This window comes from Halomonas chromatireducens (genome assembly GCF_001545155.1).
Classification (GTDB): Bacteria; Pseudomonadota; Gammaproteobacteria; order Pseudomonadales; family Halomonadaceae; genus Halomonas; species Halomonas chromatireducens.
The window spans coordinates 2,390,330-2,407,395 of record NZ_CP014226.1; the positions used below are offsets into that span (position 1 = coordinate 2,390,330).

At 63.3% G+C, this 17,066-nt stretch carries 11 protein-coding genes; 6 read left to right on the top strand and 5 right to left on the bottom strand.

Annotated features, from left to right (window positions below):
• Positions 1-58 precede the first annotated feature (58 nt).
• Both LOKO_RS11135 and LOKO_RS11140 read right to left on the bottom strand, forming a co-directional pair.
• On the bottom strand, positions 59-874 hold the full coding sequence (locus LOKO_RS11135) for a hypothetical protein (protein ID WP_066449021.1): 816 nt from the start codon (positions 872-874) through the stop codon (positions 59-61).
• A 17-nt stretch (positions 875-891) separates the two neighbouring features.
• A complete protein-coding gene (locus LOKO_RS11140; RefSeq protein WP_066452328.1) occupies positions 892-1,326 on the bottom strand; it encodes a hypothetical protein in 435 nt (144 codons plus the stop codon).
• A gap of 37 nt (positions 1,327-1,363) precedes the next feature.
• On the opposite strand from LOKO_RS11140, the gene LOKO_RS11145 reads away from it, so the two are divergent.
• A complete protein-coding gene (locus tag LOKO_RS11145; protein WP_066449022.1) occupies positions 1,364-2,557 on the top strand; it encodes a MalY/PatB family protein in 1,194 nt (397 codons plus the stop codon).
• 78 nt (positions 2,558-2,635) lie between these two features.
• Here LOKO_RS11145 and LOKO_RS11150 read toward each other — a convergent pair whose 3' ends face one another.
• Positions 2,636-3,562, bottom strand: a complete 927-nt coding sequence (locus LOKO_RS11150) for a tetratricopeptide repeat protein (RefSeq protein ID WP_066449025.1) — start codon at positions 3,560-3,562, stop codon at positions 2,636-2,638.
• Between the two features lie 84 nt (positions 3,563-3,646).
• Complete coding sequence (gene pyrE, locus LOKO_RS20735) at positions 3,647-4,390, bottom strand: orotate phosphoribosyltransferase (RefSeq protein ID WP_470303297.1); 744 nt, start codon at positions 4,388-4,390, stop codon at positions 3,647-3,649.
• A 144-nt stretch (positions 4,391-4,534) separates the two neighbouring features.
• Between pyrE and LOKO_RS11160 the strand changes: the two genes are divergently transcribed.
• Positions 4,535-5,302, top strand: coding sequence for an exodeoxyribonuclease III (locus LOKO_RS11160; protein WP_066449027.1), 768 nt, complete (start codon positions 4,535-4,537; stop codon positions 5,300-5,302).
• Between the two features lie 233 nt (positions 5,303-5,535).
• Here the strand turns inward: LOKO_RS11160 and rph are convergent, their stop codons facing one another.
• Positions 5,536-6,273: a ribonuclease PH gene (gene rph, locus LOKO_RS11165; RefSeq protein WP_066449028.1), complete on the bottom strand. Its 738-nt coding sequence runs from the start codon at positions 6,271-6,273 to the stop codon at positions 5,536-5,538.
• A gap of 144 nt (positions 6,274-6,417) precedes the next feature.
• Here rph and LOKO_RS11170 point away from each other — a divergent pair, with 144 nt between their 5' ends.
• From LOKO_RS11170 to LOKO_RS11185, 4 genes are all read left to right on the top strand, one after another.
• Complete coding sequence (locus LOKO_RS11170; RefSeq protein ID WP_066449035.1) at positions 6,418-7,299, top strand: YicC/YloC family endoribonuclease; 882 nt, start codon at positions 6,418-6,420, stop codon at positions 7,297-7,299.
• A gap of 556 nt (positions 7,300-7,855) precedes the next feature.
• Positions 7,856-10,651, top strand: coding sequence for a hybrid sensor histidine kinase/response regulator (locus tag LOKO_RS11175; protein ID WP_158509941.1), 2,796 nt, complete (start codon positions 7,856-7,858; stop codon positions 10,649-10,651).
• Positions 10,641-12,800, top strand: coding sequence for an EAL domain-containing protein (locus tag LOKO_RS11180; RefSeq protein ID WP_066449038.1), 2,160 nt, complete (start codon positions 10,641-10,643; stop codon positions 12,798-12,800). Before LOKO_RS11175 ends, LOKO_RS11180 begins: the two co-directional genes overlap by 11 nt.
• A 116-nt stretch (positions 12,801-12,916) precedes the next feature.
• Complete coding sequence (locus tag LOKO_RS11185; RefSeq protein ID WP_066449040.1) at positions 12,917-16,888, top strand: PAS domain S-box protein; 3,972 nt, start codon at positions 12,917-12,919, stop codon at positions 16,886-16,888.
• Positions 16,889-17,066: the final 178 nt, after the last annotated feature.

The window sequence follows — 17,066 nt, forward strand, 5'->3', positions numbered from 1 at the left end:
GTGATGTCCTGTCGAAGCGGGGCGTCAAGAGCCAGCATTGCCCCGAGCAAGCGCTAGGTCAAGTGGCGCTATTGGCCCGAGAGGCTTGCCAGGCCTGGAGCCGAGTCCAGCCAAGCAGCCAGAGCGTAGCCACCCCGAATCCGGCCAGGGTGCCCAGGAACAGGCCCAGGGTGGCATAGGTCAGGGAGACGCACAGGGCGTAGCAGAGTAGTGCTCCCAGGCCGGCCGGATAATGCTTGATCACCGTGGCGGCTGGGGCTGCTCCGTGGGTGAGGTGCAGGATCACCAGCAGCGGGAACATGGAGATCGGGAAGGCCGCCAGCATCCCCGCCCAGGAGGCGGGCAGCACATGAGCGAGCCCGGTCACCAGGAACACGATAGCGGTAGCCAGCGTCGCCCGCATCCCCAATGCCGGCCAGCGGGAGCCGCCGGGTTTGACCGTGACCCGGGTCTCCGCAATGTGACGATAGAGCCAGGTAAAGACAAAGATGGCCAGCAGGGTGGTCAGGGTGCCGGTCAGACGAGTGAATTCGAAACGGGTCAGCAGCAGGCTGACCAGGAACCAGGCCGTCAGGCCCCCGGCGGTGCCGGTGAGTACTCCCCTGAGGCCGTCGCGACGGCCGCAGATCAGGTAGCCACCACCCAGCGCCATGGTGGCGGTAAAGCCGGCCAGGCTGTATACCGCGCTCTCGGCGGCAAAGCCCGGCGATATCTCAAGCCCAATGAAGAACAGGGCAATGGCAGTACCCAGCGGGTAACCGGCGAGCAGCCCGGCCATGCGAGTACTGACGCGCTCGGCGACCATCGCCAGGCCCAGCACGATGCCGATCGACACCACCAGCTTGGCCAGCTGCCAGCTCAAGGGAACTTCCATGGGTGAGTCCTTATGGTCTAGACGAGTCGCAGGCCCTGGCGATCGGCCCAGGCGGCGCCGACTGCATGGGTGAGTTTGTCATGAAGATGCGTTGGCAGGGCGGCCCTGGCGGCCTCCACGTCATCGAAGCTGCGGTTGAGCAGCCAGCAGTAGGCCCAGGCGCAGGCCTCGTCGTCGCTATGTGGTGCAGGTCGCGCCGGCATCTGCATCAGCAGGAACGCGGCGGTGCGCGCCGCCCAGAGTGGAATGATGTCGCCGGCTTCGGGACGACTCCAGGCTGCCAGCGTGTCACCGTCGGGCGTCTCGTCGGGTTGGCCCAGCTTGGCCACCCGGGCGGTCTCGGCCAGTATCAGCGCGAGCCTGTCGGGGTCGCCGCTACCCAGCTTGCGCCACTGTGCGATCAGGGCAGGCATGCCTCGACGCACCTTGGCATAGAAGCCGCTTTGCGGCATGGTTTCGTTCATCGTCGCTGCTTCCCGAGGAAAGAACATGGAGTTCGATTTTGCCACGCCCGTCGAGCGTCGCCACCCCGAACAGGGAAAGAGGCCTTCACAACAGTGGCCTTCACAGAAATGGCACCGCCACGACGACAGGGTGCTGCCACTGTGGGTCGCCGACATGGATTTTCAATCACCGCCAGCGGTCATCGCGGCGTTGCGGGCCCGCGTCGAACACGGCGTCTACGGCTATGGCATGGTACCCGACTCGCTACGCAAGACTCTATGCGAGTGGAGCGCCAGGGAGTATGGCTGGGCGATCGAGCCCGAATGGCAGCTCTGGCTCCCCGGCGTGGTGCCGGCACTGCATCTGGCCAGCCTGGCTCTGACCGAGCCGGGTGACGGCGTTTTGACGATCACGCCGATCTACCCACCTTTCCTCAAGGTGGCCGAGCGCACAGGGCGGCTGCCCCAGCGAGCGGCGATGGCGCCACCGCAGGTGTCGGGCGAGCAGTGGCGCCTCGACATCGAGGCGCTGGAAGCGGCCGTTACCCCACGGACCCGACTGTTGCTGTGGTGTCACCCCCACAATCCTACTGGCCGGGTCTGGCGTCACGAGGAGCTGGCTGCACTGGCGGAACTGGTGGAACGCTACGACCTGTTGCTGGTCTCCGATGAGCTGCACTGTGACCTGTTGCTGGACGAGGGTGCCAGCCATCGCCCGCTGGCGGCTGCCTTCCCCGAGCTGGCTGCCCGCACGATCACTCTCTGGGCGCCTTCCAAGACCTTCAATCTCGCCGGACTTACCACCGCCTGTGCCGTGATCGAAAACGAGTCGCTGCGCCACCGCTTTGCAGCCGCCCTTCGTGGATTGATGCCTGACAGCAACGTGCTCGGCCTTGTGGCCGCCGAAGCGGCCTATGCCCATGGCGATCCCTGGCGCCGGGCATTGATCGAGGTGCTACGCGGTCATCGACGCACCCTGGTCGATCGGGTGGCTGCCTGGCCCGGCGTTGCTCTGAGTGTGCCCCAGTCCACCTACCTGGCATGGCTGGACCTGCGTGGCGCCGAAGGGCTAGCCGGAAAAACGGGCTCCCCCCAGCAGGTGCTATTGGAGGAGGTAGGGGTGGCCCTCTCCGATGGCAGCGATTTCGGCTGGCCGGGGTTCGTGCGTCTCAACTTCGGCACCACCGCCGCTCAGCTCGATGAGGCCCTGGCCCGACTCGACGGTGTGTTGAAGGGATGAGCCGAAAAAGAGACGGCCCCTGTCGGGGCCGCCTCCTGAAACGATCCATCCTGCACATGGTGCTCGATAGCGTCGGGCTCAGTAGAGCAGGGTGAAGAGCCGGCGACGGTAGGTCACGGTCAAGGGATGCTCGGCCCCCAGGGCATCGAAGACCCTCAGCAGCGTCTTGCGGGCAACGTCGTCGCCATAGGCGCGGTCCGCCTGCATCAGCTTCAGCAGCGCTTCCAGCCCCGCCTCGTAGTGGCCGTCGGCCACCTGGCGCAGCGCGCGCTTGAACTGCGCTTCGCTGTCGTCGCGCCCGGCCAGGGCTTCCAGCTCCTCACCGGTGGGTGCCTCCTCCCTGAATTCGACGCTGGCACGCACCCCTCTTGCCGGTGCCGCGTCTCGCTCCTCGGGTGGCAGGTTGTCGAGCAGTGCCAGGGCCTCCCCGCTGCGCTCCTGGGCCACCAGTGCCCGCGCCAGCTCCACCTGGTAGGCGTAATGCTCGGGATGCTGCTGGACCAGCTCCTCGTAGAGAGTGCGGGCCGTCTCGGCGTCGCCCTGGGCCAGGGCCTCGGCGGCCTGTTCCTCGGGGCTGGCCGGGGCGTCTTCCGGGGCGGGGAAATAGCGCCCCAGCCACTCGCGGATCTCCTTCTCGGGCAGCGCCCCCTGGAAGTGGTCGACCAGGCCGCCCTGGCTGATCAGCTTGACGTCGGGGACCGAACGCACGCCCAGCTGCGCAGCGATGTCCTGATTGTCTTCGATATTGAGCTTGGCCAGGATGAAGGCGCCATTGTACTCCCGAGTGAGCTTTTCCAGGATGGGCATCAGGGTCTTGCAGGGCTCGCACCAGGGGGCCCAGCAGTCGAGCAGTACCGGCACCTGGGTGGAGAACTCCAGCACTTGCTGGATATTGTTGCGATCGACATCGATGATCAGCTGCTCATCGCTCGGGGCAGCGGCAGGCGATGGGGCGGGCTCCGGGGGCGTCAGGGGGGCACCGCTGCGGGGATCGACGATGGACATGGGCACAGACCTTTCATGAAGGTGAATTTGTTCGATAGATGCGGGTGACTGGCCCATGATTCAAGGGCAGGGGTGCGAATCGTTTCAGCCTGGCGTTGGCGATCTGGCCAAGCTGGCGGGGCATCCCGGCATGGGCTGTGGTAGTCTCGGATTCGTCTGGCCGGAACGGTGCCAGGCGTCACGATACGAGGAGCCGCCGATGGCGACATACCAACTCAACAGCAGCAGCGACCTGATCGAAAACCCCTCTCCTCGCTGTGCCTGCATGCTGGTGCTGGACACTTCTGCCTCGATGTTCGGCCAGCCCATCCGTGAGCTGAACTCGGGCGTCCAGGCCTTCATTTCAGCGATCAAGGAAGATGACATGGCCGCCTGTTCGGTCGAGCTTGGCGTCATCACGGCGGCCTCGATCAGTGCCATGACTTCGCGAATGGCGGTGCCGGCAGTGATGACGTCATCGATGATCAGGATACGTCCTGCCAGCTCGGCACCGACGATATTACCACCTTCACCGTGCGCCTTGACCTCCTTGCGATTAAAGGCGAAGGGAAGATCGCGGTCATGATGATCGGCCAATGCCACCGCGGTGGTGGCCGCAAGGGGAATACCCTTGTAGGCGGGGCCGAACAGCACGTCCACCGGCAGCTGGCTCGCCTCGATGGCACTGGCGTAGAAGCGGCCCAGGCGGGCCAGGGCGCGGCCGCTGCGAAACAGGCCGGCATTGAAGAAATAGGGGCTGACACGGCCCGACTTGAGCGTGAATTCACCGAACTTCAGGACGCCCTGTTCGATGGCAAATTCGATAAAATTTCGCTGGTAGGCTTGCATGCTGGCCGACACGGCGCTTCCCTCACTCTCTACAGGCCCGAAATTCACTGGAATCTGCGCCTTATCACGATTATCGCTGCGGGCCATTTACCCAAACGTCGAAACGTCGGGTATCATACACGCGCGACGTCAAAGGGACCATGTATGAAAATTGCCACCATCAATGTCAACGGAATCCGAGAAGCCGTCGGTCGAGGCTTCCTCGACTGGCTGGCCGAACAGGATGCCGATGTCATCTGCGTCCAGAACCTCAAGGCCAAGAGCTTCGAGCTGGACGACAGTATTCTCTATCCGGAAGGCTACGAAGGCTACTTCCTGGATGCCGAGCAGGACGGTTTCTCCGGCGTGGGTATCTACTGCCGCAAGATTCCCAAGGCGATCATGTACGGGCTGGGCTTTCCCCAGTGCGACCATGAAGCCCGCTTCCTGCAGGCTGATTACGACCGCTTCAGCATCGTCAGCTTCCTGATGCCCGACGGCAGCGACTACGCCGCCAAGCAGGCCTTCATGGCGCAGTATCAGGAGTACCTGTCGAAGATGGCCCGCAAGCGCCGCGAGTACATCATCTGCGGCACCTGGCACATCGCCCACAAGACCATCGATCTGGAAAACTGGGCGGATAACCAGGCGACCCCGGGCTTCAAGCCCGAGGAGCGCGCCTGGATGGACCAGGTGTTCGGTCCCACCGGCTTCATCGATACCTTCCGCGAGATCAACCGCGACGCCGGCGAATACACCTGGTGGCCCAAGCTCGACCAGGACGAGCCGCGCTCGCGTCAGGAAGGCTGGCGCATCGACTACCAGATCGTCGGCCCCAACCTGCGTCGACACGTGACCGACGCCTGGATCGACTACGACGCCACCTTCAGCGAGTTCGCTCCGCTGTTCGTCGAGTACGACCTGACGCTCTGACGCTTTCCCTTTCGTCGCGGCCGGGCCTGCCCGGAACGCATTGCGCCGGCCTATCAAGGCCGGCGCAATGCTTTAGGAAAACACTGATTTATTGCTGCGCTCGATATCCTGACCGCCGGCGGTGCTCGCTCTCCTCATGTAGCGGGCTACACTCCGGGAGCTGCGCTCCGGCGGCGGCCAGCCTCTCATCGCTCGCGACATAAATCAGCGTTCCCCTTGTCATTGGGATAACCTTAGCGACGAATACCCAACGCTTCCTGCTGGTGGGCGAAGAGATCGGCGCCGGCCTTCTCGGCCAGGTCGAGCATGGCGTTGAGCTCGGCGCGGGAGAAGGTGCCCGCCTCGGCGGTGCCCTGCACTTCGATCAAGCCACCCTTCTGGGCCATTACCACGTTCATGTCGGTATCGGCACCGCTGTCTTCGGGGTAATCCAGATCCACCACCGGCACGCCCTTGACGATACCCACCGACACCGAGCTGACCAACTGCTCGAAGGGGTCGCCCTTGATCTTCTTCTCGCGCTGCAGGTAGCGGATCGCATCGATCAACGCCACGCAGCCGCCGGTGATCGAGGCGGTGCGGGTGCCGCCATCGGCCTGAATGACATCGCAATCCACGGTAATGGTGAATTCGCCCAGCTTCTTAAGGTTCACCGAGGCACGCAGCGAGCGTCCGATCAGGCGCTGGATCTCCAGCGTCCGGCCACCCTGCTTGCCCCGGGCCGCCTCACGACCGCCGCGAGTATGGGTGGCGCGCGGCAGCATCCCGTACTCGGCGGTTACCCACCCCTGGCTCTTGCCGCGCAGCCATCGCGGCACCCCGGCTTCCACGCTGGCGTTGCACAGCACCTTGGTGTCGCCGAACTCCACCAGCACGGAACCCTCGGCATGTCGCGTGTAGTCACGGGTGAGCCGTATCTCGCGAGGCTGGTCGGGCCGTCGTCCACTGGAGCGCTTGAGGTCAGAAGCCATGTTACCTCTCAATACTTGGGTTGGGGGTGAGGTTGGAAAAGCGGCCATTCTACACGGTCGGCGCACCGAATCGGGTACACTCCTTGCCAGACATTTCACCCGCTGTGGCTGAATGGCCGCAGCTCGCTGTATCGGGGAGTCGCTATGGCTGACAGCAGCAACAGAGTTCACAGCATGACCGCTTTCGCGCGGCAGAGCCGGGAAGGCGAGTGGGGCAGCCTTCAGCTGGAGCTGCGCTCGGTGAATCAACGCTACCTGGAGCCCCATTTCCGGCTGCCCGAGGCGCTGCGCGACCTGGAGCCCGCCTTCCGCGAGACGCTTCGCGCCCGGCTGGGCCGCGGCAAGGTAGAGTGCAACCTTCGCTTCGATCCAACCAGCGTCAGTGAGACGCTGGCGGTCAACCACTTGCGCCTAAGTGCCCTCGCCCAGGCCCTCGGCGAGGTACGCGAAGCCCTTCCCCAGTCGCCAATGCCGGACGCCCTGGCGCTGCTGGACCATCCCGGCGTGCTCGAATCCCAGGGCGTGGACCTGGACGCGGTGAAGGCCGAGGCCAATGCGCTCTTTCAGGCGGCTCTCGACGAGCTGATCGAGGCACGGGCACGGGAGGGCGAGAAACTTGCCGCCCTGATCCGCGACCGGCTGGTCGGCGTGCGCGAGCAGGTAATCGCGGTGCGCCGCCTGATGCCGACGATACTGGAGCGTCAGCGTACCCAGCTGCTGGAGCGGCTCGAGACGGTCAAGGCCGAGCTCGACCCTCAGCGCCTCGAGGCCGAGCTGGTACTACTGGCCCAAAAAGCCGACGTCGACGAGGAGCTCGACCGTCTGGCGACCCACGTCAGCGAAGTGGAGCGCCAGCTGAAACAGAAAGGCCCCATGGGACGCAGGCTCGACTTCCTGATGCAGGAGCTCAATCGCGAGGCCAATACCCTGTCATCGAAGTCAGTGGTCGCCAACACCACCCGCTGCGCAGTGGAGCTCAAGGTATTGATCGAACAGATGCGCGAACAGATCCAGAATATCGAGTGATGTCGCCGCAACAATTACCTCACCTGCGCCCTGCTGCTCGTCCTGGGGTGTGCAAGACCGAGCTGACCGCAGCTTACTGGCATGTGGGCATGTCTGGGCATGTCGCTGAGCGATGCCTGAATCACAAGCTGGAGGGCATCGAAGGCAGCCTGACTCAAACCAGTGGGTCTCCGAGAAAGCCGTTACGGTTCACTGCGCGCAGTATCCAGAAAATGCCGCGTGGCGTCATCCTGGATTAAGTACCTTGCCCACCAAGACAGGCTCGGTCACTATCCAGAGATGAATGGCGTAGAACTATCAAGCGCCGCGCCTCATACCCGTATGTATGAGGCATGGGGATGGAGTATGCCAACGACGCCTTCTATGCCCATCAAGCCAAGGAGCACGGATGCGACGGCACTGACTATGCGTCAGAGTAAGGCCCTTCGCTTGCACATGAACGACGCATGACGCTGATCCCATCGATACCGCTCCCCTGGAGTGGCGTCTTGCTACCATGCCGGGGGATGTTTTCCCTGCGAACAAGCCAGACTCGTTCATCGCGGAGATCGACACAATGCCCGAGAACCCAGGTGAAAGCGGCCAATCCGTGCATCGTGCCCACGAGCTGCTCAGCTTCCATCTCAACAACCTGCCCCTGGCGGTGATCGAGTGGGATAGCAGGTTTCACATCTTGCGTTGGTCGAAGCATGCCGAGGCACTCTTCGGCTGGCCGGCCGAGGCGGTCATCGGCAGGCATCCCTTCGACTTCGCCTTCGTTCATGCCGAGGATGCCGAGTCAGTTGCCGATGTCATCCAGCAGCTGCTCCTTGGTGTCGCTCCGCAGAACGTTTCGACCAATCGCAACCTGACCCGGGACGGGTCCCTGGTCGAATGCGAATGGCACAACTCCATCCAGATCGATGATCAGGGCCGCGTGGTCTCGGTGCTCTCGGTGGTGCAAGATGTCACTGAACGCAATGCCTTCGAACGGTACAACCGCGAGTTGCTGGCCCGTGAACAAGCGCTGAAGTCGCAGTTCCGCGCCATCTTCGAATCCGCCCCGGGGCTCTATCTGGTCCTGACCGCCGACGACTACCGAATCGTCGGCGTCAGTGATGCCTACCTTGAGGCGACCCATACCGACCGTGAGGCCATCATCGGTCGCCAGCTGTTCGACGTCTTCCCGGTGACGCCCGACCGGTCGAATGCCGAAGGCATCGAGGAAATAATCGCTTCTCTGGAACGGGTCAAGCGTTATGGCCAACCCGACACCATGCCTGTCCTGCGCTATCCAATTCCCGATCCCGCGACGGGAGGCTTCGAGGAGCGTTACTGGAGCCCCATCAATGTCCCGATCTTCGACGAGCAACGACATTTGTCGCTGATACTGCACCGCACCGAGGACGTGACCGACTATCTCAACGACGCGCCTAGCATCGAACCCTCGAACCTGGAGCTGATCGCCCGTGCCCGGGAGCTCAAGACCCTGCTCGAGCGCCATCGCAGCAGCGAAGAGCACTGGCGCCGCCTCTTCGCCGAGGCCGCCACCGGCATCGTGCAGGCCGACACCCTGGGCCGCTTCCTGTATGCGAACCAGGCCTTCTGCGACATGCTCGGCTATACCGAGGAAGCCCTGAGGGCCACGGACTTTCTTTCCCTCACCCATCCCGACGATAGACAGAGCAATCTCGACGAGCTCAGGTGCCTGCTCGCTGGCGAGAAAGATAGTTTCGTCATCGAGAAGCGCATGCTGGACTATCGCGGTGGGATTGTCTGGTGCCGGAACAGTGTCTCCGCCCAGCGCGACATGCACGGCACCATCGTCAGCCTGGTGGCGGTCATCGAGGACATCACCGCCCATCGTGAGGCCGAAGCACGCCAGCACTCGCTGGCCCAACGCTTGACCCGCAGCCTCGAGAACATGAGCGACGCCTTCTACCTCCTTGACGAGGACTGGCGTTTCTCCTACCTCAATCACCAGGCCGAGCGCGTGCTTGAACGCTCCTCGGCCGAGCTCCTGGGGCGCAACGTCTGGGAGGCGTTTCCCGAGGCCCGGGAAGGCGAGCTCTGGGCCTGCTATCACGCCGCCATCGAAACGGCTGAGGCGCAGCAATTCACCTTCTACTTCCCTCCCCTCACCCACTGGTTCGAGGTCAATGCCTATCCGGGCGAAGAGGGCCTGGCGGTCTATTTTCGTACCGTCACCGAGCAGAAACGCCTCGAGGCCCAGCTCCAGGAAGCGCAGCGCATGGAAGCCATCGGTCATCTGACCGGCGGCATGGCCCACGACTTCAACAACCTGCTGACCGTGATGATGGGCAATGCCGACCTGCTCGGCGAAGCGCTGGCGGAGGATACCCAGTTGGCGCCGCTGGTTCAGGCCGTCGCCGAGAGCGCCCAGCGCGGTGCCGACCTGACCCAACGCCTCCTCGCCTTCGCTCGTCGTCAGGCGCTGGCCCCGCAACCCACCGATATCAATCGCTTGATCCGTGGGCTGACCGAGCTGCTACGACGGACCCTGGGCGAGCAGATCGAGCTACGCTTCCATCCGGGGCAAGGTCTCTGGGCGGCCAACATCGATCCTTCCCAGCTCGAGAGCGCTCTTCTCAACCTCTCCATCAATGCCCGGGATGCCATGCCCCATGGAGGCCACTTGACCCTCGAGACCCAAAATGTATCACTCTCGGCGCAGTACGCCGATGAACACCTTGAGCTGGTGCCGGGCGACTATGTCTGCATCGCGGTCAGCGATACCGGGACGGGTATCCCGAAAACCATTCGGGAACGGGTCTTCGACCCGTTCTTCACTACCAAGGAGAAGGGCAAGGGCACGGGGTTGGGCCTGAGCATGGTCTTCGGTTTCCTCAAGCAATCCGCCGGGCATGTCAATCTCTATTCCGAGGAGGGTGAAGGGACCACCATCAAGCTCTACCTGCCGCGCATCCAGCAAGCCGTTTCCGATCCCAAGCTTACAGCTAGAGACACGGCGAGTCTCAAGGGTTGCGAGATATTGCTGGTGGTCGAGGACGATGTGACGGTGCGGGAATATGTTGTGGCACAGCTCGAGGCCGCTGGCTATGGTGTGCGGCAGGCGAAGGATGGTCCCAGCGCCCTGGCGATGCTGGTCGCGGACACCACCATCCAGCTTATCTTCACCGACGTCATGATGCCGGGTGGCATGACCGGCAGGGAGCTGGCGACTGCCGCCCTCAGGCTCAGGCCCGACCTCAAGGTGGTCTACACCTCCGGCTATACCGAGAATGCCATCATTCACAACGGCAGGCTGGACGAGGGGGTGCGATTCCTCGGCAAGCCCTATCGCCCCGTCGCCCTCTTGAGACTCATCAGGGAGGCCCTGGATGAAGACTGACGCACCCGGCAAGGGAACGCCGCCCCGGCTGCTGATCCTGGACGACGAGGCGATGACCGGCGAGACCATCGCGCGCATCGCCAATTTCGCCGGCTTCGAGGCGCGCCACCTCACGTCTTCGGCCACCTTTTTCGACGAGGTGACGCGCTGGCAACCGGATATCCTGGCCATCGACCTGATCATGCCGGAAATGGACGGCGTGACGGTGATGGCCGAGCTGGCCAGGCGGGGCAGTCAGGCCCGGCTGATCATCACCAGCGGGGGAGGCAGTCGGATACTGGATGCCGCCGGGCGTTCGGCGAGAGAGCACGGCCTAGATATCGTCGGCGTCATCGCCAAGCCCTTCTCGGCCGTGGGCCTTCGCGAGCTTCTGCATAAGGCCTTGGAGATGGAAGGGGACCTCGTCGAGGCCTTGCCTGGCAAGCGAACTCTGCCTCGGCAAGCCAGCGTAGAGGATCTGGAACAGGCGTTGACGCTGGGCCAGATCCGCCTGGCTTACCAGCCCAAGATCCGCTGCCGGACCGGCACTCTCGTGGGTTTCGAGGCCCTGGCCCGCTGGCAGCATCCCCAGTTGGGTGCCATTCCCCCGGATGTCTTCATTCCCCTGGCCGAGGCCGCTGGCCTGATCGATCGCCTCACCCTGCAGGTCACCAAGCAGGCCCTCGACTGGCTGGCCGAGCTCTCCTCGGAGGAGACCGTGAGGCGTGTCGGTCAGCATGTCCTGCAGGCGATCTCGCTATCGATGAACATCTCCGCGCGCTCCCTGGGGAATAGCGAGCTGTTCGATGCCATCCTGCGGCTGTGTCGCGAGCGTGGCATCACGCCCCAGCGCATCGTGCTTGAGCTGACCGAGACCAGCGCCATGCAGGATGCCACCACCTCCCTGGATACCCTGACCCGCTTGCGCCTGCAGGGCTTCCAACTATCCATCGACGACTTCGGCACCGGCTACTCCTCGATGGTACAGCTCGTCCGCCTGCCCTTCTCGGAGATCAAGGTCGACAAGCAATTCGTGATGACGGCCACCGATTCGGAGGAGTCCCGAGCCGTGATCCGCTCGGTGGTGGAACTCGGCCGTAGCCTGTGCCTGAATACCACCGCCGAAGGGGTCGAGGACCAGGAAACGCTCGATTATCTCGACGAGCTGAAATGCGATCTGGCCCAGGGCTATCTAATCTCGCGCCCCCTGCCGCCGGAGGAGGTCCTCGACTGGTTCACCACCCGCGAGACACAGCGTGAGGAGCGCCGACTCCTGGCGGTGGAAGGCCTGGATCTGCTGGACACCCCCGCCGAGGCACGCTTCGATCGCCTCACGCGGCTGGCCTGCCGCCTCTTCGGTGTCTCCACGGCGTTCATCAGCCTGCTGGATCGTGACCGACAATGGTTCAAGTCCCAGCAGGGACTCGACCTCACGGAGACCCCGCGCGATATCGCCTTCTGCCGGAAGACGTTGGAGCGCGACGAATTGTTGGCAGTACCCGACACCCATGAACACCCCTTCTTACGCGACTATCCTGGTGTGGTGGGCGCCCCCTTCATCCGCTTCTATGCCGGTCGACCACTTTATTTGCGCAGTGGCGAGAAGGTCGGCACCCTCTGCCTGGTCGACCCCGAGCCCCGGACCTTCGGGGAAGAGGATGCCGTGCTTCTCGATGACCTAGCCGGCATGGTCGAGAATGAGCTGGCGCTCTCCTCGACGGATGGCTATGACGCCTGCACGGGACTGCTCAATCGCACGAGCTTTCGCGAGCAGGCCGAAGCGGCCTGCCAGCTGTGCCAGCGCCTCGGGCTACCCATGGCCCTGGTGTCGGCCAGGCTCGAGGAGCTCCCCTCAGTCAACAAGGATTTCGGCCGGGACACCGGCGACCGCCAGTTGCGGGACCTAGCCGCGCTGATGAGCGAACACACCGAGCATGCCGACCTCACGGGCCGCTATCGAGCCACCGAGATCACCGCCCTGTTGATGGGCGCCGATCTCGCAAGGGTAAATGACATCGCTAAACAGCTACATCTGGCCGTCGAGCACCACAACGAAAACCAGGCATCCGACAAGGCCAGATTCATGCCGAGCATTCGGGTGGCGGCGCTTCCCCCCGGTAAAGGCCCCTTCGAGCAACGCCTGGAAGAAGCCTGGCAACTCCTTGGTTGAGCACCAGGACTTGCAGAGGCCGCATCTGCATATCGCGCGGCTTATTGCGGGTCCCTGACGCAGTACAGTAAAGAAAACAACGATCTATTGTCCGGGTCCCAGCTCAGGAGTCAGTGATGGAAGCATTTTCCCGGCGACCTTTAGAGATTGCAGCCCTGTTCGATACCGTCTCCGACCCGGTATGGATTTGTGACCCGGTGAGCCTGACGATCCAGGGCGCCAATCGCGCTGCTGTTGAGACCTTCCACTACGGTCCCGGGCTCCCGGACACCAAGATGATTCCGGACATCGTCCCGGGCGAAGACTTGGCCGGATTGCGGGCGGCGGTGAAAGACTTCCCACAACGATCCCGAGAAGCGAAAGATAGCTGGCGCATAACGTGCCGGGGCGGTGAGGTTCTCGAGGCACAAGTTCACTGGCGGCTACACGGGACCGATTCCGCCGAGATGCTGGTGGTGTCGATGCGCGACATCGGGTACGGGGGAGCGGAAAAGCTGGCGCCACAAGTATCAGAGCAGCAAGGCTTACCATGGAGCACAACTACCAGCGAGAATTTTTTCCGCGCCCTCTTCGAAGCGGCACCCGGCAGGATTCTTGTGCTCAACCCCGGAAGCTATCGGATCGTCGCCGTTTCCAATGCTTACCTGCAGGCCACCATGACCGAAAGGGCGGCCATCCTGGGCAAGCCGTTGTTCAAGGTGTTTCCGGATGACCCGAACGACCCCGAAGCGGACGGTACACGCCATCTTCGCGCCTCCCTTTCCCAGGTAGAAGCCAGTGGCTTGACCGATGTCATGGCCGTTCTGCGATACCCCATCCCCCGCCCAGCGAGCCAGGGCGGGGGCTTCGAGGAACGCTTCTGGAGCCCGGTCAACACCCCCGTGAACGGGCCGAATGGCAAAGTCGAGTTGATCATTCACCGGGTCGAAGACGTCACCGACTTCGTCAGGGAGGCGGGCGAAGAGCCAGCCCTGAGCGCGCTGGAGGACCGGGCCTCCCACTTGCGCCAGGATATCATCCTGCGTTCTCGGGAGCTGCGGACGGCCTATGAAAGGCTCGCCGAGCAGACGAGTTACATGAGGGCGGCACAGCGCCTGCTGGGACTCGGCGTATGGAAAATGGATCTGCACACCCGGCGGCTGACCTGGCTGGACGACGTCCATCGCATCTACGGCGTCGATACGTTGTTCGAGGTGGGTGACGTGGAAGGCTATCTAAAGCTGGTGCACCCCGCGGACCGGGAGGCCTTGGTGCGCAACCTGGAGGAGTGGTTGGCCGATCCCGGCGATCACTTCGAATTTCGGCATCGCATCCTGTGGCCGGATGGAGCCATCATCTACGTCAAAGGGCTGGCGGAGCTGGCGGAGGTCGACGGGCGGCGCCAGCTGACCGGCGTTGTCCAGGACGTGACGGATCAGGAGGTGACCGCCGCTGCCCTTTCCCGTGGCCAGAGCCTATCGCGGATCGCCGGAAAGGCCGCAAGTCTAGGCGGCTGGCGGGTGAACATGAAGGAGGGCGTTGTCGAATGGTCGGAAGAAACCGCCACCATTCACGAGATCGACGGGGTACCGCCGCGATACGCCGTCGAAGAGGCGATCAAGTTCTATGCCCCCGAGTATCGCGACACGATTTCTCGGGTATTTACCCGTTGTGTTGAAACCGGCACGCCTTTCGACGAAGTTCTGCAGATCATCACCGCCCGGGGCAACCGGCGCTGGGTGCGGACAATGGGGGAGGCGGAACGAAGCCCGGAGGGGGAAATCGTCGCGGTACAGGGGGGGTTCCAGGACATTACCGACCAGATCGGGGCACGCCGCGCCTACGAGGAATTGACCCAGAGGTTGCATCTCACCCTGGAGAACATGCGAGACCCCTTCATCCTGCTGGACGAAGAACTGCGCTTCGTTTTCGCCAATCCTGCGGCAGAAAAGGTGCTGGAACAACCTCGAGAATCAATGATCGGCAAACCCCTGGACGTCGCATTCCCCTTCGAGGACACCCCTTATTTCCAGGATCATTACCTGCGAGCCCTGGCGCGGCAGGAGAGCGAGCACTTTACCGCCCACTTCCAGCCACTGAATGCGATCTTCCGGGTCGACGCCCATCCCGTGCCCAACGGCCTGGCGGTGTACTTCTCGGATATCAGTCGGGAGCGCGAGCGGGAGGAACAGTTGCGCCTGCTGGAAGCCGCCGTATCCCGGCAGAACGACATGCTGTTGATCACCGAAGCGGCGCCCATCGATGGTCCCGAGGGGCCCCGGGTCGTCTATGTCAATGAGGCCTTTACCCGGCTGACCGGTTTTAGCCGGGATGAGATCATCGGCGCCACGCCCCGCCTCTTGCAGGGGCCCGGGACAGACCGCGCGGCCCTGGACCGGATCAAGGCCGCGTTGCGCCGCGCGTCGCCGATCCGGGAGGAATTGGTCAACTACACCAAGGCGGGCGACACTTACTGGCTTGAACTGGATATCGTGCCCTTGACCGACGAAGCAGGCCATCCCACGCATTATGTCGCCGTAGAACGGGATATTACCGAGCGCAAGCGCCTGGAGGAGAACACACGCCTCAGCGAAGAGCGCTTCCACCTGGTGGCCCGGGCCACCCACGACGTCATCTGGGACTGGGACCTGGTGCAAAGCAAGGTCTGGTGGAACGAGAGTATCGAGACCCTGTTCGGCCATGATCGAAGCCGGATGGAGCCCGGGCCCGAGTCCTGGGCCCTTCGGATCCACAAGGCGGACAGGGAAGCCGTCCTGGCCGGTGTCCACGAGGTGGTCGATGGCGATGCCAGCAATTGGGTCGACGAATATCGCTTCCTGCACGCGGACGGGAGCGCCCGCACCGTGATCGACCGCGGCTTTGTGCTGCGGGATAGTAACGGCAGAGCCGTGCGGATGCTGGGTAGCATGCAGGACATCACTCAGCAGCGACAGGTAGCCGAAGAGCTTCGCCAGGCCCAGAAGCTGGAGGCGGTGGGGCAACTCACCGGCGGCGTGGCCCACGATTTCAACAACCTCTTGACGGTGATCCTGGGGAACGCCGAGTTACTCACGGAGGAACTGGCCGGCAACGCCCAGCTGCGCGCCTTGGCTGATATGACGGCAAGTGCTGCAACACGCGGGGCCGAGCTCACCAATCGCCTGCTGGCCTTTGCCCGTCGCCAGGCATTGGAGCCCCAAGTCTTGAACGTCAACCGCCTGGTGGCGGGAATGGAAGATCTCCTGCGACGGACCCTTCACGAAAGCATCGAAATCGAGCGTGTTCAGGCCGGTGGGCTGTGGAGCGTCGAGGTCGACGCCGGCCAGCTCGAATCGGCGATCCTCAACCTGGCCCTCAATGCCCGTGACGCCATGCCCGGCGGGGGACGACTTACCATCGAGACCGCCAACGCAATGCTGGACGACAGCTACGCGGACAATCACCGGGAGGTCAAGGCAGGGCAGTACGTGCTGATTTCCCTGTCCGACACGGGAACGGGGATGCCAAAAGATGTCGCCCGGCAGGCATTCGAGCCCTTCTTTACCACCAAGAAGGACGGCCAGGGCAGTGGCCTGGGTCTAAGCATGGTGTACGGCTTCGTCAAGCAATCCGCGGGGCATATCAAGATCTACTCTGAGGTTGGCGAAGGGACCACCATCAAACTCTACTTTCCCCGCTCCCGAACGGGGGCGGGGATGGCGGTCTGCGCAGCGACCTCGTCCCCGGTCGAAGGCGGCGACGAGCATATCCTGGTGGTGGAAGATGACGCCCTGGTGCGCCGGTATGTCGCTACCCTGCTGCAAGGACTTGGCTATCGGGTCACCAGTGCGGAGTCGGGACAACACGCCTTGGCGATCATTGAAACCCAGGCCGACATCGACCTGCTGTTCACCGACGTTGTCATGCCCGGCGGCATCAACGGCCGTCAGCTGGCGGACCGTGCCAGCGTTCTTCGGCCCGGCCTCAAGATACTCTTCACTTCCGGCTATACCGAGAATGCCATCGTGCATCATGGCCGGCTGGACCCGGGAGTACAGTTGCTCAGCAAGCCCTACCGCCGACAGGAGCTGGCGGCCAAGGTCCGCAAAGTCTTGTCGGAGGCCGGGTGATTCAGCCTATCTGCTCTATTTGCATCTAGGTGTAGGGTCCCGGATGATCGGATCGCCTATAGAAGTTATCCTCTGCTAGCAGCGAGGGAGCTTCTTCAGCAATTCATCCGGGACCCTACAGCTAGGCTATATCCATTGGTACAGGCTTGAGGGGTGGCGCTCTTGGTGACGGAACGCC

What these genes read in the sequence shown, in the direction of transcription:
- LOKO_RS11135 (WP_066449021.1), bottom strand. Translation starts at nt 874, where the DNA reads ATGGAAGTTCCCTTGAGCTGGCAGCTGGCCAAGCTGGTGGTGTCGATC.
- LOKO_RS11140 (WP_066452328.1), bottom strand. Translation starts at nt 1,326, where the DNA reads ATGCCGCAAAGCGGCTTCTATGCCAAGGTGCGTCGAGGCATGCCTGCC.
- LOKO_RS11145 (WP_066449022.1), top strand. Translation starts at nt 1,364, where the DNA reads ATGGAGTTCGATTTTGCCACGCCCGTCGAGCGTCGCCACCCCGAACAG.
- LOKO_RS11150 (WP_066449025.1), bottom strand. Translation starts at nt 3,562, where the DNA reads ATGTCCATCGTCGATCCCCGCAGCGGTGCCCCCCTGACGCCCCCGGAG.
- pyrE (WP_470303297.1), bottom strand. Translation starts at nt 4,390, where the DNA reads ATGCAAGCCTACCAGCGAAATTTTATCGAATTTGCCATCGAACAGGGC.
- LOKO_RS11160 (WP_066449027.1), top strand. Translation starts at nt 4,535, where the DNA reads ATGAAAATTGCCACCATCAATGTCAACGGAATCCGAGAAGCCGTCGGT.
- rph (WP_066449028.1), bottom strand. Translation starts at nt 6,273, where the DNA reads ATGGCTTCTGACCTCAAGCGCTCCAGTGGACGACGGCCCGACCAGCCT.
- LOKO_RS11170 (WP_066449035.1), top strand. Translation starts at nt 6,418, where the DNA reads ATGGCTGACAGCAGCAACAGAGTTCACAGCATGACCGCTTTCGCGCGG.
- LOKO_RS11175 (WP_158509941.1), top strand. Translation starts at nt 7,856, where the DNA reads ATGCCCGAGAACCCAGGTGAAAGCGGCCAATCCGTGCATCGTGCCCAC.
- LOKO_RS11180 (WP_066449038.1), top strand. Translation starts at nt 10,641, where the DNA reads ATGAAGACTGACGCACCCGGCAAGGGAACGCCGCCCCGGCTGCTGATC.
- LOKO_RS11185 (WP_066449040.1), top strand. Translation starts at nt 12,917, where the DNA reads ATGGAAGCATTTTCCCGGCGACCTTTAGAGATTGCAGCCCTGTTCGAT.